Source organism: Terrirhizobium terrae (genome assembly GCF_030323265.1).
In the GTDB taxonomy this organism is placed as follows: Bacteria; Pseudomonadota; Alphaproteobacteria; order Rhizobiales; family Rhizobiaceae; genus Neorhizobium.
In genome coordinates, this window is the sequence record NZ_CP104992.1 from 1,797,337 (window position 1) to 1,812,088 (window position 14,752).

Genomic DNA, 14,752 nt, shown 5'->3' on the forward strand with positions numbered 1-14,752 from the left:
CAAGGGCACTCCTCCACAAGGCCGAATTGATTGTCCGGCGCGCACGTCGAAGGGATGTAACTAGGGCGCGCCGACCTCGATGAACAACGTCCCGCAGCAGAAATCTTCTCCAATCTTCGCTGCGAAGCGTAGGCGTTCTAGCCTGCCGGGATGGATATGGGAAGGCTGGCGATCATGATGGCGTTCCGATCAACGCCAAGTGGTGGTGTGACCGTTAGCGCAGGGGTCGCTCGCGTGGCACTGGAACGTCAGCCGGCACATCCGTCGGATCGGCGGCGATGGCGTTGAGTTCGCCGACGGCTGCCGGTGCTGCCGTCTGGCTGGAATAGGCCATGGCCGGGCCGCCATAGGTGGCGTCTTCTTCCGAACGGGACCTTCCGGCAAGCACAGCCGAGCAGGCTTTGGGCAGGTCGGACAGCATGACTTGGCGCGGCTTGACCGGTTTCTTGTTCGGGTCGGCCGGTTTCGGCTTGGCCCAGGGCTCTTTGGTAAACCACCAGGCGAGCGCCTTGCTGTCGCAGTCGTCGGTGCTCGGCGTGGCCGCCTGTCGCTCGCAACCGGCCGCGCCCGGCGGGCAGTTCATGCGGATATGGAAATGCTCGTCATGCCCATAGATCGGTCGCACCTTGCCGAGCAGGCTGCGGTCGCCGGTCCAGGTCTCGCAGAGTTTCTTCTTGATCGCCGGATTGACGAAGACACGCTGCACCTGCGGATAGCTTGCCGCCTGCATGACGAGGCGCGCATGGGTACTGGTCCAGCGGCGGTTGTCGACGGTCAGGAACTTGCTCTTGTCGAGCATGGAGGTGAAGGGCATGTCCTCGCGCTGCTGCGCGCTCATGGCCTGCGCCGGCTTCGGTGTGAACCAGACATCCGCATCGAGACCGATCTGGTGCGAGGCGTGGCCGTTCAGCATCGGCCCGCCGCGAGGCTGAGAGATATCGCCGACCAGAATGCCGCTGCCCCAGCCGATTTGCGCCGCATCGCGCGAAAATTGTTCCAGAAGCTCGATCATCGCCGGATTGCCCCAGCGTCGGTTGCGTGACAGGCGCATTGCCTGCCAGGTCGGGCCATCGGTCGGCAGCGCGACCGCGCCGGACATGCAGCCCTTGGCGTAGAAACCCAGAGGCGCGGGCGATGCCGCATTCGGCAGTTTGACGCCGCCGAACAACTGCTTGGCAGTTTTCGCCTCCTGGGCGGACGAAGTCTCGGCCATGCCGCCGCAGAGCATTGCCGCCGCCGTTAGTCCCAGGACGATTTTCGAGATCGATTTCATATGTGTCTGCCGCAAATCACTTCACCCTTGAGCTTACCGTGAAATGCGAATTTGGTGAAATGGAGATATATCCGTCGCGAGGAACGCGCGATAAATCGCTTGTGAGCGGGCGCTCCTGTTTTTTGCCGTCATTTACCCTATGCTTCGCTGCAACGCGAAAGACACAAAGGGAAATGGAATGGGTTTGGCTCAACGGTCCGCGGCACTTCTTCTCTCCATCGCATTGGGCGTCACCGCTCTCGGCTCTTCGGCCGGTGCACAGGATGGCGGGGAATGGAGAAACGGGATCGCAACCATCGGTGAGCTGAAATACAAGCCAGGCTTCACCCATTTCGACTACGTCAACGCCGAGGCGCCGAAAGGCGGTGCGTTGCGGCTCTCTGCTGAGGGCGCCTTTGACACGTTGAACCCGGCGCTTGCCAGGGGTGAGGCGGTTTCCGGTCTCGGCGGTGTCTTCGAAAGCCTGATGGTGGCATCAGACGACGAGCTGTCTTCCATGTACGGCCTGCTCGCAGAATCCGTGAAATACCCGCCGGATTATTCATCGGTAACCTTCAGGCTGCGGGCCGAAGCCAAATGGGCCGATGGCCAGCCGGTAACCCCCGAAGACGTGATCTTCAGCCTTGAGAGCGCCAAGAAGGGCGATCCGCAGATGGAGTTCTACTACCGCCACGTCACCAAGGCGGAAAAGACCGGCGAGCGCGAGATCACTTTCACCTTCGATGAACCGAATAATCGTGAACTGCCGCAGATCGTCGGCCAGCTTGTGGTCGTTCCGAAGCATTGGTGGGAGGCAAATGGCGCCGATGGAAAGCCGCGCGATATCAGCCGTACCAGTCTCGAAATCCCGATGGGCTCCGGCCCCTACAAAGTGGCTTCGGTCTCGCCGGGCTCAGCGATCAATTACGAGCTTCGCGACGACTATTGGGGCAAGGATCTCAATGTGAATGTCGGCCAGCACAATTTCCGCACCGTCATCTATCGCTATTACGCCGACCGCGAAGTGATGTTCGAGTCCTTCCGCTCCGGCAACGAGGACTACTGGTGGGAAAACCGCGCTCAGCGCTGGGCGACGGGCTACAACTTCCCGGCCGTGCAGCAGGGCCGCATCAAGCGCGATGAGGTGGAGAACGAATACCGCAAGGCCGGTGTCATGGTCGGCTTCATCTTCAACCTGCGCCGCGAGAAATTCGCCGATCCGAAGGTGCGTGAAGCCCTGAACTATGCCTTCGATTTCGAGGAATTGAAGCGCACCATCTTCTACAATTCCTATGACCGTATCGACAGCTTCTTCTATCGCACAGACCTTGCCTCATCTGGCCTGCCGGAAGGCCGGGAGCTGGAAATTCTCAATGAGGTGAAGGACAAGGTCCCGGCCGATGTCTTCACCAAGCCCTATGTCAATCCGGTCAACGGCGATCCGACCAAGCTGCGTGAGAACCTGCGCAAGGCCGTCGGCCTGCTGCGCGAAGCCGGTTACGATCTGAAGGGCAACCGTATGGTCAATGCCAAGACCGGCCAGCCGTTGTCCTTCGAGATCATGCTCGGCGGCCCGACGATCGAGCCGGTCGCACTGGCCTTTGCCCGCAACCTGAAAATGATCGGTGTCGAGGCGACTGTGCGCAGCGTCGAACAGTCCCAGTTCACCAACCGCTGGCGCGCCCGCGATTTCGACGTCATGTATAACGGCTGGGCTGAGACGATCAATCCGGGCAACGAACAGGCGGAATTCTGGGGGTCGGATGCCGCCAAGCGCGAAGGTTCGCAGAACTACAGCGGCATCAGCGATCCCGGCGTCGATGCCCTGATCCGCAAAGTAATCTTCTCCAAGGACCGCGATGACCAAGTGGCAGCGGTCAAGGCGCTGGACCGCGTCCTGCTCGCCCATCACATCATCGTGCCGACCTATTCGTCGAAGACATCGCGCATCGCCTTCTGGGATACTGTCGCCCATCCAGATCCGCTGCCGGAATATTCGCTTGGACTGCCGAGCACCTGGTGGTCGACCAAGGCCGGCAAGTAAGGGCCGCGAATAAGGGCGAAGTCTTGCGCGGACCGGCCCGAACTGTTCCATATGGCGGATCGGCTGATCTCGCTGGAGCGGCGAGGCAACGAACCAAGAGAATGAGGAAAGTCCGTTTGATACTTGCGCAGATCCGCGGTGAGGCAAAGCCTGCTCATCTTGATGGTGGGTTCTGATGGGCGCCTATATTCTACGCCGTCTGCTGCTGATGATCCCGACTATCGTCGGCATCATGGCGATCTCTTTCCTCGTCGTGCAGTTCGCGCCGGGCGGCCCGGTCGAGCAGGTTATTGCCCAGATCCAGGGCCAGGGCGACAGTGCGGCCGACCGCCTGAGTGGTTCTGGCGGCGATCTATTCGGCCAGCAGGGCGGCAATGACGGCAATTATCGTGGCGCGCAGGGCCTCGATCCGGCCTTCATCGAGCAGCTGGAAAAGCAGTTCGGTTTCGACAAGCCACCGCTTACCCGCTTCCTCGACATGATGTGGAACTATATCCGCTTCGATTTCGGCGAGAGCTTCTTCCGCAACACCGCGGTCATCGACCTCATCATCGACAAGCTGCCGGTGTCGATCTCGCTCGGCTTCTGGATCCTGATCGTCTCCTACATGATCTCCATCCCGCTCGGCATCCGCAAGGCGGTGAAGGATGGCTCGGCTTTCGACGTCTGGACGTCGGGCATCGTCATCGTCGGTTATGCCGTGCCGGGCTTCCTCTTCGGCATTCTGCTGATCGTGCTCTTCGCCGGCGGGTCCTTCTTCGACTGGTTCCCGCTGCGCGGTTTGACCTCGGACAATTTCGATCAGCTTTCCTGGTGGCAGAAGATCATCGACTATTTCTGGCATCTCGCCCTGCCGCTGATCGCGCTGTCGCTTTCGGCCTTCGCGACGACGACGCTGTTGACCAAAAACTCGTTCATCGACGAGATCAAGAAGCAGTATGTCACGACCGCCCGCGCCAAGGGCCTGAACGAGCGGCAGGTGCTTTACGGCCACGTCTTCCGTAACGCCATGCTGATCGTCATCGCCGGCTTCCCCGGCGCCTTCATCTCGGCCTTCTTCACCGGCTCGCTTCTAATCGAGAACATCTTCTCGCTCGATGGCCTTGGCCGTCTCGGCTACCTGTCGATCATCAACCGCGATTATCCGATTGTCTTCGGCACGCTCTACATCTTCTCGCTGATCGGGCTTTTCGTCAGCCTGATCTCCGACCTCATCTACACCTGGATCGACCCGCGCATCGATTTCGAGCGGAGGGACGTCTGATGGAAGCCTCAGCCGTGACCGCCGCAAACGCGCCCGTTGCAGCGCCGAAACGCCCGTGGATCTCGCCGGCCAACCAGCGTCGCCTGGCGAATTTCCGCGCCAACAGGCGCGGCTACTGGTCGTTCTGGATTTTTCTGGTCCTGTTCTTCGCCAGCCTTTGCGCCGAATTTATTGCCAATGACCGGCCGATCATCGCCTCCTACAAGGGCGAAATTCTCTATCCGGTCTTCGTCGACTATCCGGAAGAGAAGTTTGGCGGCTTCCTGGCGACGACGGACTACCGCTCCGACTTCATCAGCCAGGAGATCGAGGCCAATGGCTGGATGGTCTGGCCGCCGATCCGTTATTCCTACCAGACGGTCAATTCGAACATCCCTCATTCGGCGCCGACGGAGCCCTTCTGGCTGATGGCGAAGGAAGACCGTTGCAAGGCCTATCCGCAGGGTGACCAGGACCCGAACTGCAACTGGAGCAACCTCAACTGGCTCGGCACGGATGACCAGGCGCGCGATGTGACGGCGCGGATGATCTATGGCTTCCGTATCTCGGTCCTGTTCGGCCTGGCGCTGACCATCGCGTCTGCCGTCATCGGCGTCACCGCCGGTGCCGTGCAGGGCTATTTCGGCGGTTGGACCGATCTCCTGATGCAGCGTTTCATCGAGATCTGGTCGTCGATGCCGGTCCTCTACATTCTGCTAATCATTGCCGCGATCCTGCCGCCGGGTTTCTTCGTCCTCCTCGGCATCATGCTTCTCTTCTCCTGGGTCGGCTTTGTCGGCGTGGTGCGGGCGGAGTTCCTGCGCGCCCGCAATTTCGAATATGTCCGGGCGGCCCGTGCGCTCGGCGTCGGCAACTGGACGATTATGTATCGTCACCTCCTGCCCAATGCGATGGTGGCGACTCTGACCTTCCTGCCCTTCATCCTGTCGGGATCGATCGCGACGCTCACCTCGCTCGACTTCCTCGGCGTCGGCATGCCGCCTGGCTCGCCGTCGCTCGGTGAGATGATCGCTCAGGGCAAGAACAACCTGCAGGCACCGTGGCTCGGACTGACCGCCTTCTTCACCATGTCGATCATGATGTCGCTCCTGATCTTCATCGGCGAGGCCGTGCGCGATGCCTTCGACCCGAGAAAGACGTTCCGGTGATCAAGGTTCGTCTTCGACCACGATTTGCGCTAGATTGCCGCGAGAACCTTTGGGGTTGCGAGCTATGAACAAGATCGTGCGTGAACATTATCCGGTCGCCAACCTTCCCGAGGATCTTCGGGAGGGGTTGGCGGATGGGGCAACCGTCAGGATCGTTGTCGAGGTTGAGGAGAAACCGGTGGATTTCGACGCGCTTCTTTCACTCGCGATGGCTGCAAAACCAGTTAAGCCCGAGGAGATCATGGAAATGCGCCGAAAAATTCTGGCGGATGGTCGCCCCTCTGTTACCATGGAAGATGCGGTCGCCAGAATACGTGAGCTGCGCGATGAATGGGACTATTGATGCAGGGCGTCGGTAGGCTTTATCTCGATACCAACGTCTTCATTGCCGCGTTCGAAGCAGAAGGCGTTGTAGCGGAAAAAGCAGCCAAGCTGATTTCGGAGGCGAAGGCTAAGCCGCAGAAGAGCCTTGTCACATCCGAAATGACATTGGCCGAGCTTCTTGTGCTGCCGTTTCGGCGCAGCGACCTTTCTCTTGTTGAATTTTATTCTGGGCTGCTGTCATCAGGTGGCACCGTCGATCTGCGTCCGGCTGATCGCGACATCTTTTTGTTGTCAGCGAGATTGAGATCGGAAATCTCGGCGCTCAAACTGCCGGATGCAGTTCATTTGGCAACAGCCATGCTATCCGGCTGCACCCACATACTCACCGCGGATAAAGGCATCAGGCCTGTGGGCAGGCTGGACTATCCCATCATATTGCGCCCGGACGAGCCTACGCTCATCTCTCTCATCGAAAGCTTTGCTCCGTGACCGAACCGCTTCTCTCCGTCCGTGACCTGTCCGTCGCCTTCCATCAAAGTGGCACGGAGACGCTTGCCGTCGACCGGGTGTCCTTCGACATCAAGCCGGGCGAGGTGCTGGCGCTGGTCGGCGAATCCGGTTCCGGCAAGTCGGTCTCGGCCAATTCCATCCTGAAGCTCCTGCCTTATCCGGCAGCCAGCCATCCTTCGGGCGAGATCCTGTTCAGCGGCAAGGATCTACTAAAGGCATCGGATGCAGAACTGCGCCAGGTTCGCGGCAACGACATCACGATGATCTTCCAGGAGCCGATGACCTCCCTCAATCCGCTTCATTCGATCGAGAAGCAGATCGGCGAGATCCTCGAAATGCACCAGGGCATCAGCGGCAATGCGGCCCGCACCCGCACGCTCGAACTGTTGAACCAGGTCGGCATCCGCGAGCCGGAAAAGCGCCTGACCGCCTATCCGCATGAACTTTCCGGCGGCCAGCGCCAGCGTGTGATGATCGCGATGGCGCTCGCCAACCGGCCGAAACTGCTGATCGCCGACGAGCCGACGACGGCGCTGGACGTGACCGTGCAGGCGCAGATCCTCGATTTGTTGCGCTCGCTGAAGGGTGAGCATGGCATGTCCATGCTGTTCATCACCCACGACCTCGGCATCGTGCGCAAATTCGCCGACCGGGTCTGCGTCATGACAAAGGGAAAGATCGTCGAGGAAGGCACGGTCGCCGACGTCTTCGAACGGCCGCAGCATGCCTATACCCAGCATCTGCTCGCCTCCGAACCGCGTGGCGAACCGCCGCTCGCCGACCCACAGCGCCCGGTGGTGATGGAAGCAAAAGACCTGCGCGTCTGGTTCCCGATCAAGGCGGGCTTCCTGCGCAAGGTGGTCGACCATGTGAAGGCGGTGGACGGCATCGACCTGACGCTGAGGGCGGGCGAAACGCTCGGCATCGTCGGCGAGATCCGGCTCCGGCAAGACGACGCTCGGCCTCGCCCTGACGAGACTGATCGCATCGGAAGGACGGATCGTCTTCATCGGTAATGCCATCGACGGCTACTCCTTCAAGCAGATGCTGCCCTATCGAAACCGCCTGCAGGTGGTCTTCCAGGACCCTTTCGGCTCGCTCAGCCCGCGCATGCCGGTGGGCGAGATCATCGCCGAAGGCTTGAAAGTACATGAGCGCGGCCTCTCCGCCGACGAGCGTGACGAACGGGTCTCCTGGGCACTGAAGGAAGTCGGTCTCGATCCCGAAACCCGTTGGCGTTACCCGCACGAATTTTCCGGCGGCCAGCGGCAGCGCATAGCGATCGCCCGCGCCATGGTTTTGAAACCACGCTTCGTCATGCTGGATGAGCCGACCTCGGCCCTGGACATGACGGTGCAGGCGCAGGTCGTGGATCTGCTGCGCGACCTGCAGGCCAAGCATGATCTCGCCTATCTCTTCATTAGCCACGACCTCAAGGTCGTGAAGGCACTGGCGAACCATGTTATCGTCATGCGCATGGGCAAGGTGGTGGAGGAAGGCCCGTCGGAGGAAATCTTCCGCGCGCCGAAAGAGGACTATACCCGAGCGCTGATGGCCGCCGCCTTCAACATGGAAGCGGTTCAGAATGGCGCCGTCGGTCAGTAACGCATCGAGTAACAACACGTGAGGGAATAGCAGTGTCTGACAAGGGCGCGGTCGTCATCGACCTGAAATTCGAACGTCGGGAGATCGACAGGGCACTGTCGAATGCCTTTGAGGGGCGAAAGGTGCTGCACGCCTCCGATAAGTCCGCCGATCTTTCCGATGCGCGCTATGCCGTGCTCTGGAAGCCGGATCTCGATCTCTTCCAGCGCGCTCCGAACCTGAAGGTCCTGTTTTCCGGTGGCGCCGGCGTCGATTCCATCCTTACGGTTCCCGGCCTTCCCGATCTGCCGATCGTCCGTTTCGTCGACGAAAGCCTCACTACGCGGATGAGCGAATGGGTCGTGCTGCAGTGCCTCAGCCATTTGCGGCAGGCACCGGCCTATCTCGCCCAGCAGCGCTCGCGCGTCTGGCGTGAACTGTCCCAGCCGGAAGCGAAGGAGCTGACAGTCGGCATCATGGGCCTCGGCGTGCTCGGTCAGGATTCGGCCCGCAAGCTGAAGATCATGGGCTTCGACGTTGTCGGCTGGTCGCGTACGCGAAAGACGATCGAGGGTATAGAGACTTTCGATGCCGGCGAACTCGATGCCTTCCTCGCCCGCACCGACATCCTTGTCGGCCTGCTGCCGCTGACAGCCGAAACTCGCGGCATCTTCAACACATCGCTGTTTTCGAAACTGCGACAGGGCGGTGCGCTCGCAAAGCCCGTCTTCATCAATGCCGGGCGGGGTGGAAGCCAGGTCGAGGCGGATCTTCTTGCGGCGCTCGAAAGCGGCGTCCTTGGCGGTGCATCGCTTGATGTCTTCAATCAGGAACCGCTGCCGGCCGACAGTGCCTTCTGGGCGATGGATAACGTCATCATCACACCCCATGCAGCCTCGGCCTCCGATGTGCGGGCCTTGTTCCGCAATGCCGAAGCCCAGATGGAACGCTTCGAGCGCAATGAGGCGTTGCAGCACGTCGTCGACCGGACGACCGGTTACTAGCCGAGGTTTCGGCGCTCTGACGACAGTTCGGTCGGCACCCCCTGCGGGAACGATGCCGCCGACTATTCGTTTCTTCGGCATGGTCCGGCATCGCGGGCCGAAGGAGGAGCGCAGCAATGGAACCAGAGAAGGGCACGACCCGTCACCCGAACCCGATCGGTTCGCCAGTCGAGGAGACGGCAACCGAAGCCCGCCAAGGCCGTAAGGGCACGCCGGTGCTCAAGGTTCTGGTCGCCGCGCTGATCCTCGCCGCACTCGCCTGGGGTGGCGCCGAATGGTGGGGCGAGATCCACCGACCCGCCAGCCGAACAGACCGCAACGCCGCCTGCCGGAGAGGCTGCACCAGGCAATTCCGGAGCCGGACAAAGCGCAACACCGGGCAATGAGCCGGTGACGCAGCCGAATGCACCCACGACCAATGATCGGCCGAGCGGAAATCCTTAAGGACTTTCCGAGAGCTGACATGCGCCGCAGCGCGCTGGTCCCGATTTGCGTTCTGGACTTGGCCCTGCTTTTGCCGATAGAACTTGCGCCCGGGTTTCGGCACGCGGCCGATCCCGAATGCACTGAAGCGGTGGAGCCGGTCGGATGGCCGGGCAGAGGCAGGCATGACCAAGACCGATATCGCGACCAGGGTGTATAATCACAGCTGGAAACTCGATCCGATCATTCGCAGTCTGATCGATACCGATTTCTACAAGCTTCTGATGCTGCAGATGATCTGGAAACTGTACCCGGATGTCGATGCGGCCTTTTCCGTCATCAACCGGACGACTAGCGTCAAGCTGGCGGAGGAGATCGACGAGGGCGCGCTGCGTGAACAACTAGACCACGCCCGCACGCTGACCCTGTCGAAGAAGGAAATGATCTGGCTGGCCGGTAACACTTTCTACGGCCGCAAGCAGATCTTCGAGCCGGAATTCCTGAACTGGCTCTCGACCTACAGGCTGCCGGAATACGATCTGTCCAAGCGCGATGGCCAGTATGAACTGACCTTCCACGGCCGCTGGATGGATACGACCATGTGGGAGATCCCGGCGCTCGCGATCATCAACGAGATGCGCTCGCGCTCTGCCATGCGCTCGCTCGGTTATTTCACGCATGATGTTCTATATGCCCGCGCCAAGGCCCGCATGTGGGAGAAGGTCGAACGCCTTCGGGCGCTTCCGGGCCTTCGGATTTCCGATTTCGGCACTCGCCGCCGCCACTCGTTCCTTTGGCAGCGCTGGTGCGTGGAAGCGTTGAAGGAAGGCATCGGCAGCGGCTTTACCGGCACCAGCAACGTGTTGCTCGCTATGGATTCCGATCTCGAAGCGGTCGGCACCAACGCGCATGAGCTGCCGATGGTGGCTGCGGCTCTTGCGCGTACCGACGAGGAACTTGCCAATGCGCCCTATCAGGTGCTGAAGGACTGGAACCGGCTCTACCACGGAAACCTTCTGATCGTGCTGCCGGACGCCTTCGGCACGGCAGCCTTCCTGCGCAACGCACCGGACTGGGTGGCCGACTGGACCGGTTTCAGGCCGGACAGCGCTCCGCCGATCGAAGGCGGCGAGAAGATCATCGACTGGTGGAAGAAGATGGGGCGGGACCCCAAGAGCAAGCTGCTGATCTTTTCCGATGGTCTGGATGTCGATGCCATCATCGACACCTATCGCCATTTCGAGGGAAGGGTCAGAATGAGCTTCGGTTGGGGCACCAACCTGACCAACGACTTTACCGGCTGCGCGCCGATCCAGATTGACGGTCTCAAGCCGATCTCCGTCGTCTGTAAGGTGACTGATGCGAACGGTTATCCGGCGGTCAAGCTTTCCGACAATCCGCAGAAGGCAACGGGCGAGCCTGCGGAGGTGCAGCGCTATATCCGTTTCTTCGGCGAAGAAGACCGTGTCGAGCAGGCTGTTCTCGTCTGAGCCGACTATCGGATCGCAGATGCGAAAACCCCGCCGCATGATTGCTTCTGCGGCGGGGTTTCGATCTTCAAATGGTCATTCGATGATCTGAACCACGGTATGCGTCTGCGGGTCGACGATGACGCGCTGATTGTTCACTACTGTGTAGGCATAGCGCTCATTGCTCGGTACCGGCGTCAGCACGACGGTATCCGGAACCGGTTTGCCGATCACGATCGGCTGCTCCACGGTGACCGCGGTCGTCGGTGCCGGCTGCTGTTCGACATAGGTGACGACTTCACGCGGCGGCGGATCGATCGCCGAGCCGGCGATTGCGCCTGCGACACCGCCCACGGCAGCACCGACAGGGCCACCGACAATGGCGCCGGTCACCGCACCGCCGGCTGCGCCGTTCACGGTGCTCTGTTGTGCGCTGGCCTGGCCGGCGATAGTTGCGGCAAGAATTGCGCAGGAAGCGAGAATGATGCGTTTCATTGTTCTTCTCCTGTTATCACGCCCGGCCAAAGAACCATTCAGACACGTGAAGCGTTCCGCATTTGAGTTCACCTTCAGTGATGCCTTGAAACGTTTGGAGAGCGCCCGCGCTACTTCGAGCACCAGAAATATACTCTCTATCGGAGACACTTTATCGGCACTTAGCTTCCCGCAGGTGATGGAAACCGGAAGATACGATCCGGCTAAAGTGCGGTATCGACTACGAAAAATAAAGCTTGATACAGGCCAGCCTATTGCCAAGCCGGTCCGCCAAGCTATTTGCCGCCTGAGTGATGTAAGGAGACGCTCGTGGAATACCGCTTTCTGATCGTCGAAGACAGCCTGCTTGTCGCAATGGATATCGAAGACGCCGTCCAGCGCAGCGGGCATGATGTGGTCGGCATTGCTCCGGACATGAAAGTGGCACTGAACTACACCCGAGAAACGGACATAGCCTTCGTCGACGTGCGTCTGGCAGACGGCGAAACCGGGCCGGAGATTGCCCGTGTGCTTGCCGAATACGGCATCGTCGTCATCATGATCACCGGCAATCCGGGCGTGGTCGCCTCAGGCGTCAACGGCGTGGTAGGCGTGATGGCGAAGCCGCTGACCGATCAGGCCTCTATGGATCTCATCCAGTTCGCCGTCGACCGCAAGAACGGCAAGCCCGGCGTCCCGCCGGCCAGGCTTCGGCTTTTCCACTAACTCCCTTAACGGTCGTTGCTTCGATCCTTCCGATTGATTAAGTGATCCTGATCAGACGGCGGAAGCACATATGCGTTTTTTCATCACGGGTACGGCGGGTTTCATCGGTTTTCATCTCGCCCGCAAGCTGTTGCAGGAAGGTCATGAGGTTGTCGGCTACGACGGCATGACGCCCTATTACAGCCTCCGCCTCAAGGAAGCCCGCAATGCAGGCCTCGTCCAGTTTCCATCCTTCCGCTTCGTTGAGGGCATGCTGGAGGACAAGGCGCTCCTGAACGAGACGGTAAGGTCGTTCAAACCCGACGTCATCGTTCATCTCGCCGCCCAGGCGGGTGTCCGCTACAGCCTGGAAAATCCCAAGGCCTATCTGGATTCCAACCTCATCGGCTCCTGGAACATTCTGGAGATCGCGCGTGAAGCCGGTGTCGGCCATCTGATGCTGGCCTCTACCTCTTCGGTCTATGGCGCAAACCCGGGTATTCCGTTCCGCGAGATCGACAAGGCGGATGAGCCGCTGACCTTCTATGCCGCCAGCAAGAAGGCGATGGAGGTCATGGCCCACAGCTATGCCCATCTCTATAAGGTGCCGACGACTGCCTTCCGCTTTTTCACGGTTTACGGCCCCTGGGGCCGGCCCGACATGGCGCTCTTCAAATTCGTCAAGGCGATGATCGACGACCAGGAGATTGAGGTCTATGGCGAAGGCAAGATGAGCCGGGACTTCACCTATATCGACGATCTGGTCGATTCCATCATCGACCTCGCAAAGGTGCCGCCGGCTGAGACAAACCGCGTCGCCGATATTGATACGCTGTCGGCGCAGGGTCCCTTTCGCACTGTAAACCTCGGTGGCGGTCAGCCGGTCGGCCTGCTCGATTTCATCGACGTGATCGAGCGTGTGATGGGCAAGCCGGCCCGCCGCAAGATGCTGCCGATGCAGCAGGGCGACGTGCCACGCACCTTCGCCAGCCCTGACCTTCTCCTCGCTCTTACAGGCCGCAAGCCTGAAACCACGCTGGACGTCGGCGTCGAGGCATTCGTTCGCTGGTATCTCGACCATCGCTCGGAGATTGACTGAGCGCCAAAAGAAGTTGAGCTTCGGGTAACGATGGCATCACGTTTGTAACAGGAAGCTTGCCGCATCGACCTTCGCGTCCCAATTCTTCGCGACGGGCAAACCGCGACTGCAGGATTGTCCAAGACGTCATGATGCATCCGTTTCAGCCTGCAAACGGTTGTCTTGGATTCATTTTTGAAAGAATTTATGTTGCCCCGAAAGGCAGATCCGATGTTACCAAAGGTTAAGGGCATGTCAGAGGGTTTCAGAGATGCCCGCATCCTTATGTACAGCCACGACACCTTTGGTCTTGGCCACATTCGTCGCTGCATGACAATCGCCAACCATCTGGTTGAAAATTTCCATGGCGCCCATGTGCTGATCATCTCGGGCGCGACGATCGCCGGCGCTTTCGACTACCGCTCGCGCGTCGATTACGTAAAAATCCCGAGTGTCATCAAGCTGCGCAACGGCGATTACACGTCGATGGACGAGCATATCAATCTGGAAGAGACGCTGGAAATGCGCCAGGCGATCATTCGCCAGACAGCCGAATCCTTCCAGCCTGACATCTTTATCGTCGACAAGGAGCCGCTCGGGCTGAGGCGGGAGGTGGAAGACACGCTCTGCTATCTGAAAAGCCGCGGCACGCTTCTCGTTCTCGGCCTGCGGGATGTCATGGATGCCCCTCATTTGCTCGATGCGGAATGGCGGCGCAATGACGTCATGGCGAAGATCGACCAGCTTTACGACCACGTTTGGGTCTATGGTCCGCCGGATTTCCACGATCCTCTCGTCGGTCTGGACGTGCCCACCTCGCTGCGGCGAAAGATGACATTCGTCGGGTTCCTGCAGCGCAAGGCCTGGGCACGCCCGCTGCCATCGGCCAATCGGCGAGGCGACTACATTCTTGTGACGACCGGTGGAGGCGGCGACGGGTTCGAACTTGTCCGGGACGTCATCAACGCCTACCGCGTCGATCCGACACTGACCGAAAAGGCACTGATCGTCCTTGGCCCCTATATGCCGGGCGAGCAGCGCCAGGCGCTGAAACAGGCGGCACAGGAGCATAGCTGTCTTGAGGTCATCGAATTCGACAATCGCATGGAACACCTGATCGCCAATGCCAAGGCGATCGTCGCCATGGGCGGCTACAACACCTATTGCGAGATCCTGTCCTTCGACAAGCCGGCGCTTATCATTCCGCGCATGGTACCGCGCCAGGAGCAGCTGATCCGCGCCATGCGCGCCACCGAGCTTGAACTCGTCGCCATGCTGCATCCGGATGATTCAACCGATGGGATGCGGCTGTCGCAGGCAATCAAGTCGCTACTGGTTCGACAGCCGCCATCGGTCACGGCGCCGCATTTCCGGCTGGAAGGACTGCCCAATCTGTCGGCCATCGTTCAGGAATGGCTTGAAGGCAAAAGTCCGGGCTATCTGTCTGTCGTCGAGAACTAGGACAGGGGATCT

Annotated in this window: 14 protein-coding genes and 1 pseudogene; 13 read left to right on the top strand and 2 right to left on the bottom strand. The window is 60.2% G+C overall.

All coding sequences use genetic code 11. The annotated features are described in order from the left end of the window. Positions 1–214 precede the first annotated feature (214 nt). Entirely contained in the window at positions 215–1,273 is a 1,059-nt protein-coding gene (gene mepA, locus N7E02_RS16490; protein WP_374730706.1) for a penicillin-insensitive murein endopeptidase, read from the bottom strand. Between the two features lie 178 nt (positions 1,274–1,451). Between mepA and N7E02_RS16495 the strand changes: the two genes are divergently transcribed. The 9 genes and pseudogenes from N7E02_RS16495 (at position 1,452) to pncB (ending at position 11,043) form a co-directional block, all read left to right on the top strand. Continuing rightward, a complete protein-coding gene (locus N7E02_RS16495) occupies positions 1,452–3,296 on the top strand; it encodes an extracellular solute-binding protein (protein ID WP_374730707.1) in 1,845 nt (614 codons plus the stop codon). Between the two features lie 175 nt (positions 3,297–3,471). Beyond that, positions 3,472–4,560 carry a microcin C ABC transporter permease YejB gene (locus N7E02_RS16500; RefSeq protein WP_286583291.1) on the top strand — a complete coding sequence of 363 codons (1,089 nt, stop codon included), beginning with the start codon at positions 3,472–3,474 and terminating at the stop codon, positions 4,558–4,560. Further along, positions 4,560–5,708, top strand: a complete 1,149-nt coding sequence (locus tag N7E02_RS16505; protein ID WP_286583293.1) for an ABC transporter permease — start codon at positions 4,560–4,562, stop codon at positions 5,706–5,708. Before N7E02_RS16500 ends, N7E02_RS16505 begins: the two co-directional genes overlap by 1 nt. 64 nt (positions 5,709–5,772) lie before the next feature. Then, positions 5,773–6,051 carry a hypothetical protein gene (locus tag N7E02_RS16510; RefSeq protein WP_286583295.1) on the top strand — a complete coding sequence of 93 codons (279 nt, stop codon included), beginning with the start codon at positions 5,773–5,775 and terminating at the stop codon, positions 6,049–6,051. After that, a complete protein-coding gene (locus N7E02_RS16515; RefSeq protein WP_286583300.1) occupies positions 6,051–6,521 on the top strand; it encodes a type II toxin-antitoxin system VapC family toxin in 471 nt (156 codons plus the stop codon). Before N7E02_RS16510 ends, N7E02_RS16515 begins: the two co-directional genes overlap by 1 nt. Then, positions 6,518–8,147 (top strand): annotated as a pseudogene (locus N7E02_RS16520) (ABC transporter ATP-binding protein). The gene N7E02_RS16515 and the pseudogene N7E02_RS16520 overlap by 4 nt, the downstream one beginning before the upstream one ends. 32 nt (positions 8,148–8,179) lie before the next feature. Next, positions 8,180–9,130, top strand: coding sequence for a 2-hydroxyacid dehydrogenase (locus tag N7E02_RS16525; RefSeq protein WP_286583302.1), 951 nt, complete (start codon positions 8,180–8,182; stop codon positions 9,128–9,130). Between the two features lie 116 nt (positions 9,131–9,246). Continuing rightward, entirely contained in the window at positions 9,247–9,516 is a 270-nt protein-coding gene (locus N7E02_RS16530) for a hypothetical protein (protein ID WP_286583304.1), read from the top strand. Positions 9,517–9,738: 222 nt separating this feature from the next. Then, entirely contained in the window at positions 9,739–11,043 is a 1,305-nt protein-coding gene (pncB, locus tag N7E02_RS16535) for a nicotinate phosphoribosyltransferase (RefSeq protein WP_286583306.1), read from the top strand. A 75-nt stretch (positions 11,044–11,118) separates the two neighbouring features. Here the strand turns inward: pncB and N7E02_RS16540 are convergent, their stop codons facing one another. Beyond that, positions 11,119–11,517, bottom strand: coding sequence for a DUF1236 domain-containing protein (locus N7E02_RS16540; protein ID WP_286583307.1), 399 nt, complete (start codon positions 11,515–11,517; stop codon positions 11,119–11,121). Here N7E02_RS16540 and N7E02_RS16545 point away from each other — a divergent pair. From N7E02_RS16545 to N7E02_RS16560, 4 genes are all read left to right on the top strand, one after another. Continuing rightward, positions 11,504–11,845 (top strand): hypothetical protein, encoded by a 342-nt coding sequence (locus N7E02_RS16545; protein ID WP_286583309.1) that lies wholly within the window; start codon positions 11,504–11,506, stop codon positions 11,843–11,845. The two genes, N7E02_RS16540 and N7E02_RS16545, sit on opposite strands and share 14 nt — an antisense overlap. Next, positions 11,827–12,222 carry a response regulator gene (locus N7E02_RS16550; RefSeq protein ID WP_092995679.1) on the top strand — a complete coding sequence of 132 codons (396 nt, stop codon included), beginning with the start codon at positions 11,827–11,829 and terminating at the stop codon, positions 12,220–12,222. The genes N7E02_RS16545 and N7E02_RS16550 overlap by 19 nt, the downstream gene beginning before the upstream one ends. Positions 12,223–12,292: 70 nt before the next feature. Beyond that, positions 12,293–13,300, top strand: coding sequence for an NAD-dependent epimerase/dehydratase family protein (locus N7E02_RS16555; protein ID WP_286583312.1), 1,008 nt, complete (start codon positions 12,293–12,295; stop codon positions 13,298–13,300). A gap of 231 nt (positions 13,301–13,531) precedes the next feature. Continuing rightward, the gene (locus N7E02_RS16560; protein WP_286583314.1) at positions 13,532–14,740 is read left to right on the top strand and encodes a glycosyltransferase family protein; all 1,209 of its coding nucleotides are present in this window, start codon (positions 13,532–13,534) and stop codon (positions 14,738–14,740) included. Positions 14,741–14,752 lie beyond the last annotated feature (12 nt).

What these genes read in the sequence shown, in the direction of transcription:
- mepA (WP_374730706.1), bottom strand. Translation starts at nt 1,273, where the DNA reads ATGAAATCGATCTCGAAAATCGTCCTGGGACTAACGGCGGCGGCAATG.
- N7E02_RS16495 (WP_374730707.1), top strand. Translation starts at nt 1,452, where the DNA reads ATGGGTTTGGCTCAACGGTCCGCGGCACTTCTTCTCTCCATCGCATTG.
- N7E02_RS16500 (WP_286583291.1), top strand. Translation starts at nt 3,472, where the DNA reads ATGGGCGCCTATATTCTACGCCGTCTGCTGCTGATGATCCCGACTATC.
- N7E02_RS16505 (WP_286583293.1), top strand. Translation starts at nt 4,560, where the DNA reads ATGGAAGCCTCAGCCGTGACCGCCGCAAACGCGCCCGTTGCAGCGCCG.
- N7E02_RS16510 (WP_286583295.1), top strand. Translation starts at nt 5,773, where the DNA reads ATGAACAAGATCGTGCGTGAACATTATCCGGTCGCCAACCTTCCCGAG.
- N7E02_RS16515 (WP_286583300.1), top strand. Translation starts at nt 6,051, where the DNA reads ATGCAGGGCGTCGGTAGGCTTTATCTCGATACCAACGTCTTCATTGCC.
- N7E02_RS16530 (WP_286583304.1), top strand. Translation starts at nt 9,247, where the DNA reads ATGGAACCAGAGAAGGGCACGACCCGTCACCCGAACCCGATCGGTTCG.
- pncB (WP_286583306.1), top strand. Translation starts at nt 9,739, where the DNA reads ATGACCAAGACCGATATCGCGACCAGGGTGTATAATCACAGCTGGAAA.
- N7E02_RS16545 (WP_286583309.1), top strand. Translation starts at nt 11,504, where the DNA reads ATGATGCGTTTCATTGTTCTTCTCCTGTTATCACGCCCGGCCAAAGAA.
- N7E02_RS16540 (WP_286583307.1), bottom strand. Translation starts at nt 11,517, where the DNA reads ATGAAACGCATCATTCTCGCTTCCTGCGCAATTCTTGCCGCAACTATC.
- N7E02_RS16555 (WP_286583312.1), top strand. Translation starts at nt 12,293, where the DNA reads ATGCGTTTTTTCATCACGGGTACGGCGGGTTTCATCGGTTTTCATCTC.
- N7E02_RS16560 (WP_286583314.1), top strand. Translation starts at nt 13,532, where the DNA reads ATGTCAGAGGGTTTCAGAGATGCCCGCATCCTTATGTACAGCCACGAC.